At 37.2% G+C, this 21,434-nt stretch carries 22 protein-coding genes; 1 reads left to right on the top strand and 21 read right to left on the bottom strand.

From position 1 onward, the window contains the following. Positions 1 to 47: 47 nt before the first annotated feature. Complete coding sequence (locus BK585_RS07195) at positions 48 to 989, top strand: 4-hydroxy-3-methylbut-2-enyl diphosphate reductase (RefSeq protein WP_078552797.1); 942 nt, start codon at positions 48 to 50, stop codon at positions 987 to 989. A gap of 115 nt (positions 990 to 1,104) precedes the next feature. Here the strand turns inward: BK585_RS07195 and BK585_RS07190 are convergent, their stop codons facing one another. From BK585_RS07190 to yqfD, 21 genes are all read right to left on the bottom strand, one after another. Beyond that, positions 1,105 to 2,226 carry a Nif3-like dinuclear metal center hexameric protein gene (locus BK585_RS07190; RefSeq protein ID WP_078552796.1) on the bottom strand — a complete coding sequence of 374 codons (1,122 nt, stop codon included), beginning with the start codon at positions 2,224 to 2,226 and terminating at the stop codon, positions 1,105 to 1,107. Then, positions 2,219 to 2,932 (bottom strand): tRNA (adenine(22)-N(1))-methyltransferase, encoded by a 714-nt coding sequence (locus BK585_RS07185; protein ID WP_078552795.1) that lies wholly within the window; start codon positions 2,930 to 2,932, stop codon positions 2,219 to 2,221. Before BK585_RS07185 ends, BK585_RS07190 begins: the two co-directional genes overlap by 8 nt. Before the next feature lie 197 nt (positions 2,933 to 3,129). Beyond that, a complete protein-coding gene (locus BK585_RS07180; RefSeq protein WP_078552794.1) occupies positions 3,130 to 3,501 on the bottom strand; it encodes a c-type cytochrome in 372 nt (123 codons plus the stop codon). Between the two features lie 247 nt (positions 3,502 to 3,748). Then, entirely contained in the window at positions 3,749 to 4,291 is a 543-nt protein-coding gene (locus BK585_RS07175) for a hypothetical protein (RefSeq protein WP_078552793.1), read from the bottom strand. A gap of 151 nt (positions 4,292 to 4,442) precedes the next feature. Continuing rightward, complete coding sequence (gene rpoD / locus BK585_RS07170) at positions 4,443 to 5,561, bottom strand: RNA polymerase sigma factor RpoD (protein ID WP_078552792.1); 1,119 nt, start codon at positions 5,559 to 5,561, stop codon at positions 4,443 to 4,445. A 44-nt stretch (positions 5,562 to 5,605) separates the two neighbouring features. Next, positions 5,606 to 7,414, bottom strand: a complete 1,809-nt coding sequence (gene dnaG, locus BK585_RS07165) for a DNA primase (protein WP_078552791.1) — start codon at positions 7,412 to 7,414, stop codon at positions 5,606 to 5,608. 61 nt (positions 7,415 to 7,475) lie between these two features. After that, positions 7,476 to 7,934, bottom strand: coding sequence for a YaiI/YqxD family protein (locus tag BK585_RS07160; protein ID WP_078552790.1), 459 nt, complete (start codon positions 7,932 to 7,934; stop codon positions 7,476 to 7,478). A gap of 243 nt (positions 7,935 to 8,177) precedes the next feature. Next, positions 8,178 to 8,981, bottom strand: coding sequence for a pyruvate, water dikinase regulatory protein (locus BK585_RS07155; RefSeq protein ID WP_078556674.1), 804 nt, complete (start codon positions 8,979 to 8,981; stop codon positions 8,178 to 8,180). A 22-nt stretch (positions 8,982 to 9,003) separates the two neighbouring features. Then, positions 9,004 to 9,642 carry a transcriptional regulator CcpN gene (locus BK585_RS07150; protein WP_078552789.1) on the bottom strand — a complete coding sequence of 213 codons (639 nt, stop codon included), beginning with the start codon at positions 9,640 to 9,642 and terminating at the stop codon, positions 9,004 to 9,006. Between the two features lie 6 nt (positions 9,643 to 9,648). Beyond that, positions 9,649 to 11,727, bottom strand: a complete 2,079-nt coding sequence (glyS, locus tag BK585_RS07145; RefSeq protein ID WP_078552788.1) for a glycine--tRNA ligase subunit beta — start codon at positions 11,725 to 11,727, stop codon at positions 9,649 to 9,651. Next, complete coding sequence (glyQ, locus tag BK585_RS07140) at positions 11,720 to 12,610, bottom strand: glycine--tRNA ligase subunit alpha (protein WP_078552787.1); 891 nt, start codon at positions 12,608 to 12,610, stop codon at positions 11,720 to 11,722. Before glyQ ends, glyS begins: the two co-directional genes overlap by 8 nt. A 291-nt stretch (positions 12,611 to 12,901) precedes the next feature. Continuing rightward, complete coding sequence (gene recO, locus BK585_RS07135; RefSeq protein WP_078552786.1) at positions 12,902 to 13,660, bottom strand: DNA repair protein RecO; 759 nt, start codon at positions 13,658 to 13,660, stop codon at positions 12,902 to 12,904. 39 nt (positions 13,661 to 13,699) lie between these two features. After that, on the bottom strand, positions 13,700 to 13,840 hold the full coding sequence (locus BK585_RS07130; protein ID WP_078552785.1) for a YqzL family protein: 141 nt from the start codon (positions 13,838 to 13,840) through the stop codon (positions 13,700 to 13,702). Between the two features lie 235 nt (positions 13,841 to 14,075). Next, positions 14,076 to 14,975 (bottom strand): GTPase Era, encoded by a 900-nt coding sequence (era, locus tag BK585_RS07125; RefSeq protein WP_078552784.1) that lies wholly within the window; start codon positions 14,973 to 14,975, stop codon positions 14,076 to 14,078. Further along, positions 14,968 to 15,366 carry a cytidine deaminase gene (locus tag BK585_RS07120; protein ID WP_078552783.1) on the bottom strand — a complete coding sequence of 133 codons (399 nt, stop codon included), beginning with the start codon at positions 15,364 to 15,366 and terminating at the stop codon, positions 14,968 to 14,970. The genes era and BK585_RS07120 overlap by 8 nt, the downstream gene beginning before the upstream one ends. After that, positions 15,366 to 16,100 carry a DUF502 domain-containing protein gene (locus BK585_RS07115; protein WP_078552782.1) on the bottom strand — a complete coding sequence of 245 codons (735 nt, stop codon included), beginning with the start codon at positions 16,098 to 16,100 and terminating at the stop codon, positions 15,366 to 15,368. Before BK585_RS07115 ends, BK585_RS07120 begins: the two co-directional genes overlap by 1 nt. 31 nt (positions 16,101 to 16,131) lie before the next feature. After that, a complete protein-coding gene (locus BK585_RS07110) occupies positions 16,132 to 16,530 on the bottom strand; it encodes a diacylglycerol kinase (RefSeq protein WP_342744289.1) in 399 nt (132 codons plus the stop codon). After that, positions 16,508 to 16,978, bottom strand: coding sequence for an rRNA maturation RNase YbeY (gene ybeY / locus BK585_RS07105; protein WP_078552781.1), 471 nt, complete (start codon positions 16,976 to 16,978; stop codon positions 16,508 to 16,510). The genes BK585_RS07110 and ybeY overlap by 23 nt, the downstream gene beginning before the upstream one ends. After that, positions 16,962 to 19,157 (bottom strand): HD family phosphohydrolase, encoded by a 2,196-nt coding sequence (locus BK585_RS07100; RefSeq protein ID WP_078552780.1) that lies wholly within the window; start codon positions 19,155 to 19,157, stop codon positions 16,962 to 16,964. Before BK585_RS07100 ends, ybeY begins: the two co-directional genes overlap by 17 nt. 81 nt (positions 19,158 to 19,238) lie before the next feature. Then, the gene (locus tag BK585_RS07095) at positions 19,239 to 20,216 is read right to left on the bottom strand and encodes a PhoH family protein (protein ID WP_078552779.1); all 978 of its coding nucleotides are present in this window, start codon (positions 20,214 to 20,216) and stop codon (positions 19,239 to 19,241) included. A 5-nt stretch (positions 20,217 to 20,221) separates the two neighbouring features. Further along, positions 20,222 to 21,409: a sporulation protein YqfD gene (gene yqfD, locus BK585_RS07090; protein ID WP_078552778.1), complete on the bottom strand. Its 1,188-nt coding sequence runs from the start codon at positions 21,407 to 21,409 to the stop codon at positions 20,222 to 20,224. Positions 21,410 to 21,434 lie beyond the last annotated feature (25 nt).

The following is a 21,434-nucleotide window of genomic DNA, read 5'->3' as shown; positions in this document are numbered from 1 at the left end:
TTATAATGGGGGCAAAGATGATTTTTTTTCAAAGTAGGAGGACGGCTATGAAAGTCATGAAAATTTCCCCAAGAGGGTACTGCTATGGCGTCGTCGATGCCATGGTACTGGCTAGACAAGCTGCAGCAAACTTAGACTTACCAAGACCGATTTATATTTTAGGGATGATCGTTCACAATAAACATGTCACGGATGCCTTTGAAGAAGATGGTATCATTTCATTAGATGGTCCTAACAGGCTCGAAATTATCAAACAAGTAGACACGGGAACGGTTATATTTACAGCACATGGGGTTTCACCTGAAGTCAGAAAACTTGCTCGAGAAAAGGGACTAACGGTCGTTGATGCAACATGCCCTGATGTGACTAGAACCCATGACCTGATTCGTGAAAAAAAGGAAGAAGGGTATCAGGTAATATATGTTGGGAAGAAGGGACACCCAGAACCTGAAGGCGCTATCGGGGTGGCCCCTGAAATTGTTCATCTCGTTCAATCGGTTGATGATGTCAACCAACTCACACTCACTTCGGAAAAGATTATTATAACAAACCAAACAACAATGAGTCAGTGGGATGTCTCTGAAATTATGAAACAAGCAATGAAGAAATATCCTCATGCTGAAGTTCATAATGAAATATGCTTAGCTACACAAGTGCGTCAGGAAGCCGTGGCTGAACAAGCTAAAGAAGCAGACTTGGTCATCGTTGTAGGAGACCCTAAAAGTAATAATTCAAACCGGTTAGCTCAAGTCTCTGAACAAATAGCAGGAACGAAAGCCTATCGTATCGGTGATGTAAGTGAGCTTCAATTAGAATGGTTACAAGATGTTGAGATTGTTGGTGTAACATCGGGTGCTTCTACCCCAACACCAATTACCAAAGAAGTGATTTCATTTTTAGAAAAATATGACCCGAAAGATGAAACAACTTGGAAGATTGAACGGACTGTAACGTTAGATAAAATTTTACCAAAAGTGAAGTCTAAATAACATTCCTATGTAAAAAAGGCCGGGACAAAAGGTAAACGAAGGCACTGAAAAAGTTAAAAAACCTAACTTTTTCAGTGCCTTTAATTATGATAAACAACCTATTGTCAAAGCCTTTTTATATAAATGTAAATGGGTCAGTGTTGATAGTTGAGACAATAACTTTAGTATCGTATTTGTTTTCTTCAATAAATGAGGTTAAAAAGTTTTTAACCCCTTCTTTCATAATTTTTTCAACATTATGTCCTGGATCAACGATACGGAGCCCATCCATCATTGCATCATGTGCAACATGATAATAGACATCTCCCGTTACGAAAACATCTGCTCCTTTAAAAATCGCTTGATTCATGTATTTATTACCATCTCCACCTAAGACAGCCACTTTTTTAACTTTATCCTCCAGGTTCCCTACAACTCGAGCACCTTTTACATCAAACACTTTTTTGACATGCATCCCAAATTCATGAAGTGTCATTTCCTCTTGTAAATAACCTACTCTTCCTAGTCCTAGAATTTCCCCTGGATTGTCTAACGGATAAATATCAAATGCTGGCTCTTCATATGGGTGTGCTTTTATCATTGCCGCGATTATCTTTTTTTGTAACGGGGCCGGAAAAATGGTCTCCAGCTTTATTTCCGAAACTTCTTCAAGTTTCCCTTGTTCACCGATAAAGGGGTCTGATCCTTCCTCAGGCTTAAATCTTCCGACACCATGGCCACTAAAAGAACAATGACTGTAATTTCCGATATGACCCGCTCCAGCTCTTCCTAGTGCGTCTCTCACTTGAGTTGCATCGGATTCTGGTACGAACACTACCAGTTTTTTTAACTGAACTTCTGTCGTAGGAGCTAATACTTCTACATTACTTAACCCAATTGCATCAGCCATCATATCATTTACGCCGCCTTTTGCTACATCAAGGTTGGTATGGGCAGCATAAATCGTGATGTTATGTTTAATTGCTTTTTCAATAATTTTTCCATACGTTTTATCCGTATTTATTTGTTTCAATGGACGAAAAAGTAAGGGATGATGGGCAATGATTAAATCTACTTCATTCGCAATCGCTTCATCAATTACTTCTTCAAGTACATCTAACGTAACCAATACTTTATGTATTGGTTTTTGTAATGTTCCTATCATTAGACCATTTTTATCCCCTTCAACTGCAAGCGATTTAGGAGACCATGCTTCAAACGCTTGAATAATCGCTTGGCCATTTGCCACCTTACTCATCTGCAAGAACCTCCTCAACTTCATTGATTTTTCTTTGTAAGTCATCTCGTTTTTGAATGACTTCTTTTGTCTGTTTCGCCTGGTCAAATTGTGCCAATATCAAATTCCAACTCACCAGCTCACTTTTCCATTTCTTAATAAATGCCTGATTTTTCTGTTTCATTAGAAAGGGACCAAGTAGTAATTCAATTTCATCATCATTCGTATATGGAGTATCACCATTACCATTTTGTGCCACTAATATTTCATATACCTTATCATCTTCTTCTAGAATTTCTTCTTCAACTAGTTCCCACTGATGACGTCTAAGCCATCTCCGAATTTTATCAGCGCCTACATTAGGTTGCAAAATTAACGTAGACACACCTTCAAGTTTTTTAATTCCTGCATCAAGAATGTCAGTTATGAGTGCCCCTCCCATTCCACAGATTGTGACAACATCAATTTCTCCAGGAGAGACTACCTCTAACCCATCACCTTTTCGTACTGTAATCTTATTTGAAAGCCCGCTTTTTTCTACTTGACTCTTTGCAGATTGAAAAGGCCCTTCATTTACCTCACCAGCTATTGCCTTTGTTATTTTTCCCTCAATGCACAAATAGCATGGAAGATACGCATGGTCCGAGCCTATGTCAGCAAGACTACTTCCGTTCGGAACAAAACTAGCGACACGTTCTAAGCGTTTAGAAAGTTTATTTTCATTCATTATGTATCCTCACTACCTCATTGTTTTTCTTCCTATCTATCATAGCTTTCATTTTTAGATGGTGCAAGAATAGTTCATGCCCATAGAAGTCACGCAAATAGTTGAACATGTAGTAATGTCTTGCAATGGCTTCACTCGTAGCAAGGATCTTTTCGTCAAATAAAAAAGAGAGCAGTCTTTGCTCTCTTTATACCCAATTATTGTGAAATTGATAGTAAGTAGGCAGCAATCGCCTCTGCTTCAACTTCTTGTAAATGGCCTTGTGCTGGCATTGCACCAATTCCACCAGTTATAATCCCTGCAATCTCCTCTTCAGTATATTTACCTGCAAGGTCATTAATTGCTGGGTTGCCTCCGATACCTTGTAAGTCTCCGCCATGACAGCCAATGCATGAACGACTTGTAAGATCTTCCCCTGCAGCAATTGGGTCATCAATCGAAATTGGTTCTTCTTCTACTTCATCTCCATCATGAGCTCCTTGATTTAAGCCAATGAATGAAAGTGAAACTATAAGAAGTAAACCTACGATTGCGATAATCCCAAATGGAAGTAGTGGTTGTCCTTTCATGTGTATATCCCCCTTTACAATAAAATCTGGAAAACAGTTACTGCTAAATTTCTACTAGGAGTATGTACTTTTTCGTAACAATAGTATGGTCATAACAAACCAATACCTAGTACTTGTAGCTTCATTTTCCACTTTTAAACGAATACCCTCTATATTTTACTTGAAAACAGAAAAAGAGGAAAGAGTTAACGTGAGAATTGCTATTTTTGTCAATTGTTTGAACAAAACTTTACCCAGCCATTGACAACTAGAACAAAAGAAAAAATAATAAAAACAAAACACTAGCAATTCCAGCAAATAGAAAATAAATCATACTCCATTTTAGTCCAACTAGCACCCATGCTATACATGATAACAGAATCGTAATTGACATTGCAATTTCATTCCCTTGAAATATCAAATCTGTGGTTTGTACGGACCAAAGAAATATAAGAATACTACTTAACAAAAAAGATAATTGAGCGAGCATCCGACTTTTATTGTTGAGTTTCATCGAAAGATAAGTCATTATTCCTACCACTATAACGACAAATGCAATTTGCATTGCTAACGAAAAATCAGTAAAATGAATGACAACAAACGAAATAAAAAACAACAAGAGCGATAGAAGAGATAACCCATATAGTTGTTTCATTGCTATTGATACTTTTTTCTGAGATGTTGGTTCAAAGCTTTCTTCTCCTTCTGAATAGAGAGATAAGAGAAAATCACAATACTGCTTAGGAAGTAACTTTGATTGGTTCCAATATTTAATTTCATTAATTATTATTTTCTTACGTTCTTGGTTCATGAAATGAGCCTCCAACTGGTAGTAACCTTTATATCGGTTGCAACATAGACTAAGTTAACTAAAATGTTCCTTTTCTTTATTTTAAAATGAAAGTCTACAAAATAAAAAAGGCCTACTTCAATAACTTGAAGTAAACCTGTTTTCTTGAAACTTATTCTAAGAAATCTTTAAGGCGTTTACTTCGACTCGGGTGTCGAAGCTTACGCAATGCTTTTGCTTCAATTTGGCGAATTCGTTCACGAGTTACACCAAAGACTTTTCCAACCTCTTCTAGAGTTCGTGTACGCCCATCATCCAAACCAAAACGGAGTCGTAACACATTTTCTTCACGGTCAGTTAGTGTGTCTAAGACATCCTCAAGTTGCTCCTTTAAAAGCTCATAAGCAGCTGCATCAGATGGTGCTAACGCTTCTTGGTCTTCAATGAAATCTCCTAAGTGAGAGTCATCCTCTTCCCCAATTGGTGTTTCAAGAGAAACAGGTTCTTGGGCAATCTTCAAGATTTCTCGGACTTTATCAGGAGTTAAGTCCATTTCTTCTGAAACTTCCTCAGGCGTCGGTTCACGGCCTAAATCCTGTAAAAGTTGGCGTTGAACACGAATTAACTTATTTATTGTCTCAACCATATGAACAGGAATACGAATTGTTCTCGCTTGGTCCGCAATCGCTCTTGTAATCGCTTGACGTATCCACCAAGTTGCATACGTACTAAATTTATACCCTTTTGAGTAATCAAATTTTTCAACTGCTTTAATTAAACCCATGTTTCCTTCTTGAATTAAATCAAGAAATAACATGCCTCGACCCACATAGCGTTTAGCAATACTAACAACAAGTCGCAGATTGGCTTCAGCTAGTCTTCGCTTTGCTTCTTCGTCACCGTCTTCAATACGTTTAGCAAGATTTATTTCTTCTTCTGCTGATAGAAGAGGAACTCGACCTATTTCTTTTAAGTACATACGAACAGGGTCATTGATTTTTATCCCAGGTGGGACACTTAAATCATTTAAATCAAATTCTTCTTCTTCCTTGCCAAGCTGTTGAATATTAGGCGCATCATCGGTTTCGTTTAAAATTTCGATGCCTTGTTCTCCGAGGTATTCAAAAAACTCATCGATTTGGTCAGAGTCTTGGTCAAACACAGAAAGTTTCTCTGTAATTTCGTTAAACGTCAATACCCCTCTTTTTTTACCTAACTCAACTAATTGTTCTTTCACTTGATCGATTGACAAATCTCCTTCAGCCAAAGGGCGCAATGGTTTCTCAGCCATTCGATCCCCTCCTTCCATTGATCACAACACTACTGCTTGTTTTTTTATCGCTTTAACTCTTGTGTCATTTTTATAATTTCCATACCGATCTGAGCTGCTAATAACACATCTTTGCGTTTTTCAGCCTCTTTTTTCTCTATTTCCTTTTGTTCTATTTCTACCCATTTCGGATAGTTTTCAATCTTTCTTAAATAATCATCAAGTTCTTTGCCTGATATTTCATCAGAAATGTCCATCATTGCAATTTCTGTTGCGAGAGTTACTAGTCGCTCATCTTTTATCTGTTGGATAAACTGAGCGGGGTCTGGATAATGCCCCTCCGCATAGAAAGCATACAAATATGCTGCTATTGCTTGATATTCATCGACATTAAATTGGCCACCAATGCGTTGTTGTACTGTATCAGATATATCAGCATCCTTCATCATGTGAGCCAATAAAATCTGCTCAGCTTTATGAAAGGCTGGTAGCAACTTCTTTTTTTCAAAGCTCTTGCGCTTTGGTTCGGTTTGCTTCTGCTGTTCTGTCTTCGGATTGTTCGAAGATTTTTGGGCACGAAAGGCTTGATGTTGTTCCTGTTTTAATGCATCAAGAGATAATGAAAACTCTTCAGCTATTTGTCGTAAGTAATGATCACGTTCAACCGGTCTTGGCAACAAAGCTATCTCTTTTAGTACTTCTTCGATGTAACGCATTCGTTCTCCTTCATCTTGAAGGTTTTTGCCTCTTCGAAGATATTGCATCTTAAAAGCCATCAATGTTAAGCTTGCCCCTATTACATCCGTTTTAAATCGTTCCGCACCATATTTTTGAATGAAATCATCGGGGTCCAATGACTCTGGTAAAGTGGCCACCCTCACATAAGCTCCGAGCGCTTCCATTATGCTAGCCGCTCTAAAAGCAGCTTGAACTCCTGCCTCATCACTGTCATAACAAACTACAACATTTTCTGCGTTACGACGGATAATTTTAGCTTGTTGTTCTGTTAACGACGTTCCTAACGTAGCAACTCCATTAGGTACACCTGCTCCCCAAGCTGCAATCACATCCACATATCCTTCAAAAAGAACTGCCAAATTCTCCTTACGAATATGTGGCCTTGCCAAGTGTAAACCATAAAGCGTTTTACTTTTTGAGAATATTTTTGTTTCTGAACTGTTAAGGTACTTTGGTTTTCCATCCCCTAACGTACGTCCTCCAAAGGCAATAACCTGACCTTGACTATCCCATATCGGGAACATGACACGGTTTCGGAAGCGGTCATAATACTTTTGGTCAAAATCCCTGATAGAAAGTAATCCACCTTGTTCCATTATCTTTGGGTCACATTTTCGTTTATCTAAGAAATTCAATAGACTATCCCAACTATCTGGAGCAAAGCCAAGTTGAAAAGTGTCAATCATATCCTTAGTAAATCCACGCTTATAAAGATAATCGAGTCCTACTTTACCCGAATTCACATTAAGAAGAATGTGATTATAAAACTTTGCAGCTAAATCATGTCCTCTTGCCATTTCCTGTTGTTCATCAGTTTTACTTGCTGTGACATCATCAAGCTCAGGTAACGGAATATTGGCTCTTTCAGAAAGCTTTTTGACAGCTTCTATAAAGGTATACCCCTCAATTTCCTTTACAAAGGAAAAAACATTTCCTCCTACTCCACAGCCAAAACAATGGTACAATTGTTTTTCAGACGAAACTGAAAAAGAAGGCGTCTTTTCTCCATGAAAAGGACAAAGCCCAACATAATTTCTTCCTTGTTTCTTTAACTGAACATAATCACTGATGACTTCAACTATATCTGAGGATTTACGGATTAATTCTAGTTTATCATCATGGATACGTGTTCCCATCGATTACCATCACCAAGCTTTATTAAGTTTGTATCCGGATATACATTTTCGACCTTTTTCGTCAAAATCCTTCTTCTTTTTTAAAAAAATTTCGGAATGAATGACAAAACATTGCTCGGTCTTCGTTTGTAAACTTTCTAGGCCCTTTCGTTTTGTGACCAGCCCTCCTTTGTTTTTGAGAGACATATCTTTGCTCAAGCAACGAATTCATCTTTTCTTCCGTATAAATCACGCCTCGAGGAGATAAAACATCTGATTTTCTTGGTAACAGTATCGATGCTAAAGCATAATCCTGAGTGACTACAATGTCATTCGCTTTTACATGATTTACAATATACATATCAACTGCTTCCTTTTGATTATCAACAAGGACAGTCTTTGTTCGTTCTGAGCCAATTCCCCAATGTGAATAAGAAGTTACAAAAATGACTTCAGCCTCAAATTCTTCCGAAATCATAATGATTTCCTCTTTTACAGGACAAGAATCAGCATCAACATAAATCCGTTTCTTTTTAGCCATATTTTTTATTTCTACATCCCCCTACAAAATCCTTCTCTTTTTTAAAACTGATTTAGGAATTTTGTCGACAAACTTTCTTCAATAACTATCATTACCAAAAAAACAATAAAAAGTCTTGACTTTTTCAATTTATTTGTTCTTTTTTTGTTTTATGCTACTTTCCAAAAGTTTTTTTCAAGGGAAAAAAGGTATTACAAAAGGTTAATGAATTTACAACCTTTGTAATACCCATGTGAGTCTATTTTATTTTTGAAACATATTTGATATTAAATTGGCTGTTTCCTCTACTGCTTTATTGGAAACATCAATGACTGTGCATCCAATTCGATTCATTATCGTTTCAGAATATGCTAATTCTTGCTTGATTCGCTCTACGTTTGCATAATTGGCTTCGGGTTTTAATCCAAGTGACTTTAATCGTTCTGAGCGAATTTCATTTAGTTTTTCTGGACTAATCTTTAACCCTATGCACTTTTTCGGTGACACTTTAAACAATTGCTCAGGTGGTTCAACCTCTGGGACAAGAGGAACATTAGCAACCTTTAACCTTTTGTTTGCTAAGTACTGAGATAGAGGTGTTTTAGAAGTCCGAGATACACCAATTAACACGATGTCGGCTCTCATTATTCCTCTAGGGTCTCTACCATCATCATATTTCACGGCAAACTCAATTGCTTCGACTTTACGAAAATAAGCATCGTCCAAACGGTAGACGAGTCCAGGTTCATAGCGTGGTTCTTGATTTGTTAATTGTCCCATTTTATCAAGTATCGGGCCAATGATATCAACAGTCTCTACACCTGACTTTTTAGCCTGCGCTATTAAATAATGCCTTATCTCCGGGATAACGAGAGTGAATGCGATAATTGCTTTCACTTGTTTCGCTAATGAAATGACTTCATCGATCGTACCTCTATCCTCTACATAAGGAATTCTCCTTACTTCAATCCCTGAGCCGCTAAATTGACTAGCTCCCGCTTTAACAACTAAATCTGCCGTTTCACCTACAGAATCAGAAACAACATATACGATTGGACGGTGATTCACTCCCAAATCCTCAACCTCCCATTTACAGATCGATTTTCGCTAAATCAACAAACACCTTCGTGATATTTGTTTTTGACACTCTCCCAATCACTTCATAGCCACCTAGGTTAAATTCCCTTACTACAGGAAGTGCATCAACTTGTATCGAAAGTAATGTTTCCGCAACTTCTAGCATTGTATTTTCTGGTTTACACATTTCAATGTTAGGCATTCGAGTCATGATGATGTTAATGGGGAGTTTTTCTAGCTGTTGATTTCCTATAGTTGCCCGTAATAAATCTTTTCTAGAAAGTACCCCTTTCAACATTTTTTCCTTATCGCATATAAAAAGTGTCCCTACATCCTCCAAAAACATCATACACACCGCATCATATACCGACGCTCCATCTGATATAAGAACAGGCGGTGATAAATACTGTTCAACTTTCACTTCTTTCATTTTATCGACTAGTTGTTGTGAACGCTTTTTCCCTGTATAGAAATAACCAACTTTCGGTCTAGCGTCTAGGAAACCAGCCATTGTTAGAATCGCCAAATCAGTACGTAAGGTAGCTTTCGGGATTTGAGTATTTTCCGCGATTTGTTCTCCACTAATCGGACCTGTTGACTTGACCATCTCAAGTATTCGTTCTTGTCTCTCCGTTAGTTCGATTTGACTCACCACCTTTTATGCAAATACAAGTGTATTGAAATGAGCAAATGTCTGAATCGTATTCGCAAAAAGTTTCATTTGATTTAAGCGGTTGTCTTTTATTGCTTGGTCATCAGCCATGACCATAATATTATCAAAATACTGGTTAATCACTGGTTTAGCAAGAACTAATGCGTTAAAGGCTTTTTCCACTTGGCCATTTTCTAGTGCTTCTTCAACTTCAATTTTTGTTTTCTTGTAAGTGGTATACAGTTGTTGCTCCTCTGCTTTTTCAAATAACGCCTCAGTGATAATAGGATGATTGTCAGAAGCTTTTGCTGATATGTTTGTTACTCGATTTAGGGCGTCTACCACTTCTTTAAAATCAGATTGTTCTATATGTTTATTTAATACTTCTGCTTTCTGTATCAGAATTGGAACACGTCCGATATCGCCTGCAAGAACGGCATCAATTACATCGTACCTGATTCCTTTTTCCTGTAATGTATTTTTTATTCTTAGCTTAAAAAAGTCTAACATATCAGAAACCACATCAGTTTTACTTCTTTTTACTAGTTGTTTCTTCTCTGCCGTTTTCATGGCAAGAGAAATGAAGTCTTCAAGTTCAACCATAACATTATGGTCAACAATCATTTGAATAATTCCAGCGGCTTGCCTTCTTAATGCATATGGGTCTTGGGACCCTGTTGGTAATAAGCCGATAGAGAAACAACCTACGATTGTATCAATTTTATCGGCAATACTAACAACGGTACCAACTAAAGTAGTAGGTGAAGCATCTCCTGAAAATCGCGGCATGTAATGTTCATTAATGGCTTGTGCAACAACTGGATTTTCACCAGCTTTTATTGCATACTCTTCACCCATGCGCCCCTGTAGTTCAGGAAATTCGTAAACCATTTGTGTGACAAGATCGAACTTACAAAGCTTTGCTGCTCGTTCTACTTCTTGTTTATCCTGGACCGAAAGCATAGTTGCTAAGCCTAATGATAGTTCTTGAATTCGGCGGACTTTGTCACCAATCGTACCCAATTCCTCATGGTATACAACCGTTTCAAGTCTAGATAATGCATCGTCAATCTTAAGCTTTTGGTCTTCTTTATAGAAAAACTCCGCATCAGATAAACGAGCACGTAACACTTTTTCATTTCCTTTTTTCACATTTTCTAAGTGGTCTGCATTCCCATTTCGAACTGTAATAAAATACGGCAATAATTCACCCTTTTCGTTTTGAACAGGGAAATAGCGCTGATGTTCACGCATTGACGTAATTAATACTTCTTGAGGTAAAACGAGAAAGCTTTCTTCAAAGCTCCCAAATAAGGCAGTTGGGTATTCAACAAGATTTGTTACTTCTTCAAGTAAATCTTCATCCACTGGTACCGTCCATTTGTTTTGTTGTTCAATTTCAGTCAATTGTTGGCGGATACGTTCTTTACGTTCTGCAGGATTTACGATTACATATTGATCGGCAAGAGCTTTTTCATAGTGAGAAGGTGACTCTACTTCAATTTGGTTTCCTAAAAATCTGTGTCCATATGTAGTTCGTCCTGCTTCTACTCCTGTAATTTCAATCGGGATAATGTCTTGCCCATACATCGACACAATCCACTGAACTGGACGAACAAAACGTAAATCGTAATGGCTCCATCTCATGTTTTTAGGAAAGTGAAGTGCTGTAATAATTTCTTTTATTGCCGGTAAAACTGTTTTTGTTTCCTGACCTTTAATAAACTTCTTCGCAAACACATACTCTATTCCCTTGACTTCTCTAAAAAATAAGTCTTCTGGTGATACACCTTGGCCACGCGCAAACCCTAGAGCTGCTTTTGTCCAATTTCCCTCTTCATCAACAGCAATCTTCCTTGCTGGCCCCTTACCTTCTTCTTCAACATCTTCTTGCTTTTCAGCTAATGATGTCACCAAAATGGCAAGTCTCCTAGGTGTGGAAAATGCTTCAACTGAAGCAAAGGATAATTGTTCACTTTGTAACCATGCTGTTACTTTATCCTTCAATTGATTCATAGCCGTTGTGACAAAACGCGCCGGCATTTCTTCAAGGCCTATTTCTATTAGATAATCTCGACTACTCATTCACATTTTCCTCCTTTGTTTTTAACATTGGAAACCCTAGTCTTTCTCGCTCATCGTAATATACCTTCGCACAAGTTCTCGCTAAATTTCGAACTCTTCCAATGTATCCAGTTCTTTCCGTTACCGATATCGCTCCTCTTGCATCCAACAAGTTGAACACATGGGAACATTTTAAGACATAATCATACGCTGGAAATACAAGTTGTTCATCAAGCGCTCTCTTTGCTTCCAGCTCATATGTACTAAAAAGGCCAAAAAGCATAGCACTATCAGAAATTTCAAACGTATACTTTGAATGTTCATATTCGGGTTGCAAAAAGATATCTCCATATGTAAACCCGTTTACCCATTCTAAATCAAATACATTTTCTTTATCTTGAATATAAGAAGCCAATCGTTCAATCCCGTAGGTAATCTCTACAGCGACTGGATTTGCATCGATACCCCCAACTTGCTGAAAATAGGTAAATTGGGTAATTTCCATACCATCTAACCATACTTCCCAACCAAGACCCCATGCCCCTAGCGTAGGTGCTTCCCAGTTATCTTCGACAAAGCGGATATCATGTTCTAACGGATTAATTCCTAATTGTTTCAAGCTTTCTAAGTAAAGTTCTTGAATATTAGAAGGTGATGGTTTCATGATTACCTGAAACTGATGATGCTGATATAACCTGTTCGGGTTTTCACCATATCGACCATCAACAGGTCGACGTGAAGGTTCGACATACGCTACATTCCATGGCTCAGGACCTATACTTCGTAGATATGTCATTGGGTTCATTGTCCCTGCCCCTTTTTCTACATCATAAGCTTGGGCAATGATACAATTCTGGTCAGCCCAAAAATTTTGCAGTGTCAAAATCATTTGTTGAACGTTCATTTAGTAACCTCCTCATTTTTGTGTTGGAGATAGTAGTGAAAAAACAAGAAAAGCTCCCGTCTCTATGTCAATAGACATAGGGACGGGAGCTTACCCGCGGTTCCACCCTATTTGCTTTTCATATAGTATTGAAAAGCCACTTTCTCCGTGTGTGCTCCAGACTGCCTTCCTTATCCTATGTATCCCTAGCTCACACTATCCTAAGGTCGCTTGTTACAGTGAGGATAAGTACTACTTTCTTTCGTAGCACCATATAATTACTTAGAATCATACTTAATTTTTTGACGGATGTCAACTTTCATCAGTAGGGTCCATTCGTTCAAGTTGTTCTAGAAAACGTTTTGATTTTAGAGTAATTCCTGAATACTGGTCATAGTATGCAGAGATTACCAAGCCTAGCTCTTGTTTAGTCTCTTTCTTTACCGAAATCGTACCAAGCCTATGTAAGTCAATATAATAAAATTGTCTTAGTAGTTTAGCGGCTCGAGCTGATATCTTAATCACATGGCGGTCTTTTGAATAACACCGATGGCACAGAAATCCCGCTTCTTGAATTGAAAATGCAAATTCACCTTCTACATTCCCACAATTTGAACAACAGTCCAGTTGTGGACTAATTCCAGCTACCGATAACATTTTCATTTCAAAAATCCTCATCAGGATTTCGCCATCAACGTCATTATTAAGTAACCGTAGGGTTTGGCATAACAGAGCAAATAAAGCTTGATTGGGTTGACGCTCGTCCATAAGTTTGTCTGTTAATTCAACTACATATGATGCATAAGAGGCTCGAAACAAATCATTTCGAACCTCACGAAAAGATTCAATAATTTCACCTTGTTGCAATGTCCCTAACCCACTACTTTGGTAAAAAAGAAACGAGCCATAGACAAGCAACTGTGAAACAGCGGAAACACGACTTTTTGGTTTTTTTGCCCCTCTAGCCATGATTCCTATCTTGCCATATTCTTTTGTAAATAAGGTAATTATCTTGTTAGATTCGCCATAATCAATGGTTCGAATCACAATACCTTCTGCTGTTGTAAGCATATCCTCACCGCACGTATCAATTTGATACGCAAACTTGGTTTAATGAGCGTCTATTCTGTTGTATTCGTCTTCCATTTCGTCATCAACTGTGTCATTTAAATCTCTTTCAAGCTCCTTCATTAACAAATACGTGTCAATGCTCCCTGTCTTAGAAAACACTTTCCAGGAAAAATCAAGCATATGAGATTCCACCTTTCTTGAAAGGAAATTAGTAGACCGCTCTTTACATATAGGTTGACCTTGTTTGCGAATTTCATGTGATGGAAAAATTGTAAATTCCTTTGTTTTTTCTCATCATTTTTTAAATAGAACCCTATATCTATCATAAATATTATTAGAACAAAAAACAATGGCAATTCAAGAATCACCATTGTTAAATGTATGTTACAGTAGGTTTCACAAATGTTAATTCGTTTTAATAATCATCTTCTTTAAATCCAAAATCCTTAAGATGGAGCGGGCGATTTCTCCAGTCTTTTTGAACTTTGACATATAGCTCTAGAAATACTTTCGAGCCTAGTAGAGATTCAATATCTTTTCTAGCTCGTTTCCCTATTTCTTTGAGAAGTGAACCTTGTTTTCCAATGATAATTCCTTTTTGAGACGAACGTTCAACAATAATCGTTGCCGCAATATAGACATTTTCATTATTTCTTTCTTTCATTTGTTCTATCACAACTGCAATGGAATGAGGGATTTCCTCTCTTGTGACATGCAGTACTTTTTCTCGTACTAACTCTGATACAATAAATCGCTCAGGATGGTCCGTTACTTGGTCTGCCGGATAATATTGAGGGCCTTCAGGCATATAATCAAATACTTGAGTGAGCAATGTGTTAACATTGTTTCCTTCAATTGCTGATACAGGAATAATCTCTTTAAAGTCCAAACGAGTACGGTACTTATCGATGACTGCAAGAAGTTGTTCTGGGTGTATTTTATCAATTTTATTAATAACTAAGAATACAGGTGTCTTGGTTTGCTCTAAACGTTCTACAATAAATTGTTCACCTGAACCGAATGATTCTGTCGCATCAATTACAAATAGAATTAAATCAACTTCTCTTAATGTATTCGTGGCAACCTTCATCATAAAGTCACCCAGTTTGTGTTTTGGTTTATGTATTCCAGGTGTGTCCATAAACACAACTTGCCCCTCATCTGTGGTTAAAACACCTTGTACTTTATTTCTAGTCGTTTGTGGTTTGTCACTCATAATGGCAATTTTTTGGCCAATGATTCTATTTAACAACGTTGACTTTCCAACGTTAGGGCGACCGATTATAGCAACAAATCCAGATTTATATTTATTCATTCATATCCTCCGATGTAAATGCTCCAGGTAATAATTCTGAAACGGTAATTTCTTTTCTAATTCCCTCCAAGTTTGAAAGAATAACTTTCATCGTCGGTGGACAAAACTCTACTAATACTTGCCGACAAGCACCACAAGGCGGCACTGGTCTTGGTGAATCAGCGATAACTGCAATCGCTTGAAATTCATTTTCACCTTCTGATATTGCTTTAAATATAGCCGTTCTTTCTGCACAATTGGTTAACCCATATGATGCATTTTCAATGTTACAGCCATGAAATACGTCGCCATCTTTCGTTAGTAGGGCTGCTCCAACCTTAAATTTGGAATATGGTACATATGCTCTTTTTCGGGCCTTTTTAGCCTCTTCAAGTAGAATATCTTCCTTCATTATTCATCTTCTCGCTTTCCCTTAAGATTAATTCTCATTTGATTTTCATCAAAAGTTGATTCAAGAAATAGTTCTGCTTCTGCTGGATCTGGCGGAACAACAACACCACCAGAGATAATAAATTTCAACCCCTGCTCTACAGTCATATCTAAAAAAATCACATCCTCGTGTGGGACTAAAACTAACCAGCCAGATGTAGGGTTTGGAGTTGTTGGGAGAAACACGTTAATACACTCTCTTGATGTCACCCGTTGAACTTCTCCTTTTGATTCTCCAGTTAAAAAACCAATTGTATACAGCCCTTTTCTTGGATACTCCAATAAAACAACGCGTTGAAAAGAAGACCTTTCTTGAGCAAAAGCATGGATGATTTGTTCAACTGAGGTGTAAATTGAATTAGCTATCGGTATTTTTCGAAAACCTTTATCAATCGTTTGAAAAATCCTAACCCCGTAGCCTTTCAACCTCATAGAACCAATCCACGTAATGAGGATAATCGTTAAAATAAAGCCTATACCGAGTATTCTTTCTGAAAAAGGAGTATAAATTCCCAGGAAATATATTGTTCCTTCTCTGATTGTAATAATATTTATTGCCTTTAATATACCTGTAATAAAAGAGCCTAAAAATGCATCAATTAATGAGAAAAGGAATTGTACGACATAAATTGTTACGATTGCTGGCAATAAAAAGATAAGCCCTGCAATGATGTTTTTTTGAAGCCTTTTCCACATTGTGTTGAAACTCCTCTCCCAAGTATAATTACTACCTAATGAATAAGTCCAAAAGCGGTGGCAATAAAATTATAAGTCCAATGATAACAGCTATTAAGCTAAAGACAAACACAGCAGCAGCGGCAATATCCTTAGCTATTTTAGCTAGTGGGTGATATTCCGCTGTAAACATATCGACTGTTCGTTCAATTGCTGTGTTCATAACCTCAAGAGATAAAACGATGCCTATGACTAGAATAAGTATCGCTCTTTCTATTAGAGAAATCGATAAAGAAAAAGCTACTATGAGAATGACTATCCCAATACCTAAATGAATCCGTAAGTTCTGTTCATTTGAAAACACATAACGCAAGCCAGTCCATGCATAATAGAAAGAGCGGAATAAGCGTTTGAGACCCCACCGATTTTTATCGCGTAAGTCCATAGGCATTCAATATTTCCTCTTGTCGAGAAAACATTTCTTTCTCCTCTTCTTCACTCATATGGTCATAGCCGAGAAGGTGTAACATTCCATGCACAACAAGAAACCCAAGCTCCCGCTCAAATGAGTGATTATACTCTACGGCTTGTTCTTTTGCTCTTGGAATTGAAATGATGATATCGCCTAACACATTTGTCATTTCAATTCCTACAATTTCCAATTCCTCGTCGACATTATCATTAAACGCAAAAGAAATAACATCCGTTACCGCATCTTTATTTCGATATTCTCGATTAACTTCTTGAATTCTTTCATTATCAACAAAAGAAATGGACACTTCAGAATTCGCTTTTATTTTTTCCTTATTTGCTGTTTCTTTAAGGAGTTCTTCTACAAGTTTAAGTTGCTTTTCAGTTAGGCTTTCTGTTTCATCTAGCATATCAATTTCGACTGTCATTTTGAGTATCCCCCTTTTTTTCTTTCGGGTCTTCCGGATATTCAATCCTTGAGTGGAATGTTCCTTTTAATGTTTCACAAATCGATATCGCTATTTTATCTAGTTCTCTCATCGTTAAGTCACATTCATCAAATTGGCCATCCTCTAAGCGATCATTAATAATCTTACGAACAAGAGCATCAATTTTATCTGGGGTTGGCTTTGAGATTGAACGAACTGCTGCTTCAACAGAATCTGCGATTCCGACTATTGCAGATACCTTTGTTTGTGCTTTTGGTCCAGGATAGCGAAATTGAGATTCTGGAATAGGTGATTCACTATCTTGGTTTGCTTTATGATAGAAAAATTTTAATAACGTTGTCCCATGATGTTGTTCAGCAATGTCAATGATTTCCTTTGGCATCTTAAATTCTCTCAGAAGGTCTGCCCCATCATATGGATGGGAAATAATTATCGTTTTGCTCAGTTGTGGCGATATTTTATCATGCGGATTATCCATTTTCATTTGATTTTCAATGAAAAAATGTGGTCTCCTTGTTTTCCCTAAATCATGATAATAAGACCCAACACGGGCAAGTAATCCGTTTGCTCCTACTGATTCACAGGCTGCTTCAGCTAGATTGCCAACGACAACACTATGATGGTATGTGCCAGGCGCTTCTAGTAAAATTTTTCGCAGCAACGGATGATTTGGATTAGACAACTCAATTAGTTTAGTTGTCGATAAAATACCAAATCCAGCTTCAAAAAACGGAAGTAGTCCTAATGTTAATACAGCGGCTAAGAAGCCTGATAAAAAGGCAAAACCGATATGCATACCAATTTCAATTCCACTTTGCTGAAAGCTTTTCATGAATAGTATAGACAAAATTGAAATGATATTAATTGAAGAAACAAATAAACCTGCTTTTAATATTCTCGATGTCCGATTCGTCTTTCCGAGAAAGTAAACTCCAGCAAAAGAACTAAATAAAACATAGACACCATATGTGAAGTTAAAAGTTCCAACCGTTTCGTTATTAAATAAAACACTAGCTATAATGGCAAAAAAGATACTCGAAAATAACGCGACCCTTTCATGTATGAGCATCGTAAGTAGCATAGTTCCAACTGCAACAGGAACGATAAGTCCTACACCCGTATAATCTAGGTTTTCTAAAAAGCTTGTTATTTTCATTACGGTTATCGTCACGATAAAAATAAGAGTAAACATAAGCAAATGACTGTTGTTTGTCTTGGCTGTTGTTTTCACTTCATTGAGGTAATAACCTAACATTCCAATCATAAGTGCTATAAGCAGGGCTAAGCCAACATATGGGTAAAGGTTAAATGTCTCATCTAATAATCCTACTAATCGAAGCTGTTCATATACCTCATGGTTAATCATTTCACCAGCTTTTACTAAAAGCTGTCCCTCACGAATAACGACTGGGTCAACTGATTCTGCAGCTTCCTCTTGTAGCCTCTCTGTAGCCTTATCATCATATATATAATTTGGGATAATAGCAAACTTAGCTAGTTCTATCATCGCATCATGCAGCCTATTACTAACCGTTGAAATGATAATCTTATCTTCAACGGATTGCTTAGCTGCCGATAACTCATTAATAGGAATTCTTTGAATCATGATTTCATATACAGCGTTCATCGTTGTTTCTCGAGCCATTTGCAGTTGAATATCATTGGCCTGTAATAAGGTAAGGATCGTTTCATCTGATAAATCATTGCTTGTCCCATATGAAATGACACTTTGTACATATTCAAGTTTTTCCTCTAGGTTAACTTCATCTTCTTCTACAATTGCCTCTTCTTCTAGTACTTCTTCCTCATTTGTTTCATATTCCTCGTTGACCTGATTGATTAATTCAAAAATATCATTTATTTTTTCAACCTGTAATTGGGCATATTCCTTTTTTTGAACATACACAGGTCTAATAGCTTCTATTACTTCTTTCCGTTTCATATCTGTTGCAGCTTTATTTTCAACTGTTATAGGAGAACGAATATCTACCTCTGCTACCGTAGACATCTGAATATCCAATTTTTCAGGAATAACATTATCGATCATAACACCATATAAGAAAAGAGCTAATATTAAAAATAAGATGTTCCGAATATAGCGATGGTCTTTTATTTTTCTCCACCATTTACTTTGATCAATTGGGGTACGCTTTTTCATTTCGTTCACCGCCTTTACTTAAAATTCCGAGGGGGCCATGTAAACGATAAGACCCTCAAAACATGTTGAGGGTCTCAATAGTCACTGCTTTCCCTTTTCTTTTTCCTCTGATGTTTCATACGCATCTAATATTTTTTGAACTAGTGTGTGACGAACAACATCCGTTTGTTGTAGATAAATAAAATCAATTTCTTTTATACGTTCAAGTGTTTGTATCGCCATTCGCAAACCAGATTTTTTTCCTTTTGGTAAGTCTACTTGAGTTAAATCCCCATTAATTACCATTTTAGATCCAAAACCTAGTCTTGTCAAAAACATTTTCATTTGTTCTTGCGTGGTGTTTTGGGCTTCATCAAGAATAACAAAAGAATCATCTAAGGTACGTCCCCTCATATACGCCAGAGGAGCAACCTCAATCGTTCCTCGTTCCATTAATCTAGTGGTATGCTCCATCCCTAACACCTCATGTAAACCATCATAAAGAGGTCTTAAATAGGGATCTACTTTTTCTTTTAAATCACCAGGAAGAAAGCCAAGACTTTCGCCAGCCTCTACCGCTGGTCTAGTGAGGACAATTTTCTTAACTCGTCCGTCTTTTAAAGCTGTAACAGCCATTACAACAGCTAGAAATGTTTTTCCAGTACCTGCTGGACCAATTCCAAAAACCATATCACGTTTTTGAATGGCTGACACATAATGTTTTTGTCCAAGTGTTTTGACTACAATCGGTTTTCCTTTTGAATTAACAGCAAGCTTTTCTTCATATAAGTCCACAATTTCATCAAGCATGTCGCGTTCAGCTAATTGTATAGCATACACTACATCTCTTTCTGAAATGGAGACCCCTTTACGCACGAGTAGTAACAGTGTTTTTAGGACGTTGGAAACCCTCTCTACCGTTTCATCATCGCCTGAAACGGATACGGTCTCACCTCTCGTCGTAATAGAAATCCCTAACTTTTCTTCTATTCTTTTTAGATGAATATCATTTGGGCCAAATAAAACTTGGATTTCATTTTGGTCCTTTGCCTCTAATTGAATAAGCTTCATTTCTGACAATAACCTCAGTCTCCTTGAATAATCGGTTGCTCCGATGTAATTTCTTCTATGACTTGGTAATGAATCTTTAGTATAACTTTACCATTCTCTTTAGCTTGGTGCAAAACTTTTTCGCCAACGATCTCTGCATCGTCTCCTAGACTCTTGTTCAATTCAACCTTTGCCATCTCTATTCCCACTTGGACAGCCTCTTCTTCAGAATATTCCCGAAGCGTTTCCTGCTTTTCAAGAGCTTGCTTACTTTTATATTGCACAGGTAAGGTCCAATTTAAAAGTCGGAATGCATAGTTCCTTTCAAAAACCTCATAATGTTCATATTGAGGACTTCTAAACCCCCATATTGGAATATCAACGTTAAAAAAGCTTAAATAGTATTTTGTTTTTGAATCTCCAGTTAATGTCTCATACTTGGTACTAAGGGGAACAGACACGTCAGACTTGTACCAAATTTCTCCAAAAACTTCGGCTTGAGCCGCTACAATCTCTGTTTTTCCTTCTTTTCCAATAAATCCAGATACTAGTAACTCTCCCTTATTCACAAACTGATTCGGCTTGACCATAGCTTGCCCTTTTTCAACAAACATTTCATGGATAACTGCCTTCTTTTTTGATACTAAATGCCTTGGACTAATCAATCCTTTTTCTTCAGGTAATGTTTGCTCAACGACTTCAAAATGGTAGGTCGTCCCATTTAATTGTACCCCAACCCATGTTGCTTCTTCTAAACTATCTGTCACAACTTTTTGAATATCTTCTACACTTGGTAATGAAAATAAGAATTTTCCTCGTTTTATTCCAATGTCTTGTACAATTTGCTTTAGTTGATGTTCAACTTTTGGTGATGCTCCTTGAATTGAAATTCCCCATACCATATTCGATAATAGAAAGATAAGAAACAAAAAGCCGGCGATTCCAGCGGTAAACCCGCCTCGTATCGCCATTTTTTTTGTAAGGAAGGGAATGCCTATTCTTTTTGTAAATGATACTTTACAGTCAGTCATCTTTACGATTTTCTTGATTTTTCTGACATCCTCTAGGGCAAGATAGCACACCATCTTTTCTTTCCCAACTCGCTTGATGTTCCAAATATCAATATCGTTATGAATACATTGATTTAAAAATCGTTCTGCATATTGACCTTCAATTGTCATTCTTACGTACCCATACACATAGTGTAACCAGTTATTCTTCATTTGCCTCCCCCTAAGCTTTTGTTCA

It is taken from the genome of Bacillus alkalicellulosilyticus (assembly GCF_002019795.1).
Classification (GTDB): Bacteria; Bacillota; Bacilli; order Bacillales; family Bacillaceae_F; genus Bacillus_AO; species Bacillus_AO alkalicellulosilyticum.
This window is presented reverse-complemented; position numbering and strand designations above follow the sequence as displayed.

Excerpts from the sequence above, each read along its gene's own strand:
- BK585_RS07160 (WP_078552790.1), bottom strand. The coding sequence starts at position 7,934 with ATGGCTAAAAAGAAACGGATTTATGTTGATGCTGATTCTTGTCCTGTA.
- yqfD (WP_078552778.1), bottom strand. The coding sequence starts at position 21,409 with ATGAAGAATAACTGGTTACACTATGTGTATGGGTACGTAAGAATGACA.
- BK585_RS07130 (WP_078552785.1), bottom strand. The coding sequence starts at position 13,840 with ATGCTTGATTTTTCCTGGAAAGTGTTTTCTAAGACAGGGAGCATTGAC.
- BK585_RS07100 (WP_078552780.1), bottom strand. The coding sequence starts at position 19,157 with ATGAAAAAGCGTACCCCAATTGATCAAAGTAAATGGTGGAGAAAAATA.
- BK585_RS07120 (WP_078552783.1), bottom strand. The coding sequence starts at position 15,366 with ATGAAGGAAGATATTCTACTTGAAGAGGCTAAAAAGGCCCGAAAAAGA.
- glyQ (WP_078552787.1), bottom strand. The coding sequence starts at position 12,610 with ATGAACGTTCAACAAATGATTTTGACACTGCAAAATTTTTGGGCTGAC.
- era (WP_078552784.1), bottom strand. The coding sequence starts at position 14,975 with ATGAATAAATATAAATCTGGATTTGTTGCTATAATCGGTCGCCCTAAC.
- dnaG (WP_078552791.1), bottom strand. The coding sequence starts at position 7,414 with ATGGGAACACGTATCCATGATGATAAACTAGAATTAATCCGTAAATCC.
- BK585_RS07180 (WP_078552794.1), bottom strand. The coding sequence starts at position 3,501 with ATGAAAGGACAACCACTACTTCCATTTGGGATTATCGCAATCGTAGGT.
- BK585_RS07110 (WP_342744289.1), bottom strand. The coding sequence starts at position 16,530 with ATGCCTATGGACTTACGCGATAAAAATCGGTGGGGTCTCAAACGCTTA.
- rpoD (WP_078552792.1), bottom strand. The coding sequence starts at position 5,561 with ATGGCTGAGAAACCATTGCGCCCTTTGGCTGAAGGAGATTTGTCAATC.
- ybeY (WP_078552781.1), bottom strand. The coding sequence starts at position 16,978 with ATGACAGTCGAAATTGATATGCTAGATGAAACAGAAAGCCTAACTGAA.
- BK585_RS07175 (WP_078552793.1), bottom strand. The coding sequence starts at position 4,291 with ATGAACCAAGAACGTAAGAAAATAATAATTAATGAAATTAAATATTGG.
- BK585_RS07190 (WP_078552796.1), bottom strand. The coding sequence starts at position 2,226 with ATGAGTAAGGTGGCAAATGGCCAAGCGATTATTCAAGCGTTTGAAGCA.
- recO (WP_078552786.1), bottom strand. The coding sequence starts at position 13,660 with ATGCTTACAACAGCAGAAGGTATTGTGATTCGAACCATTGATTATGGC.
- BK585_RS07195 (WP_078552797.1), top strand. The coding sequence starts at position 48 with ATGAAAGTCATGAAAATTTCCCCAAGAGGGTACTGCTATGGCGTCGTC.
- BK585_RS07185 (WP_078552795.1), bottom strand. The coding sequence starts at position 2,932 with ATGAATGAAAATAAACTTTCTAAACGCTTAGAACGTGTCGCTAGTTTT.
- glyS (WP_078552788.1), bottom strand. The coding sequence starts at position 11,727 with ATGAGTAGTCGAGATTATCTAATAGAAATAGGCCTTGAAGAAATGCCG.
- BK585_RS07115 (WP_078552782.1), bottom strand. The coding sequence starts at position 16,100 with ATGTGGAAAAGGCTTCAAAAAAACATCATTGCAGGGCTTATCTTTTTA.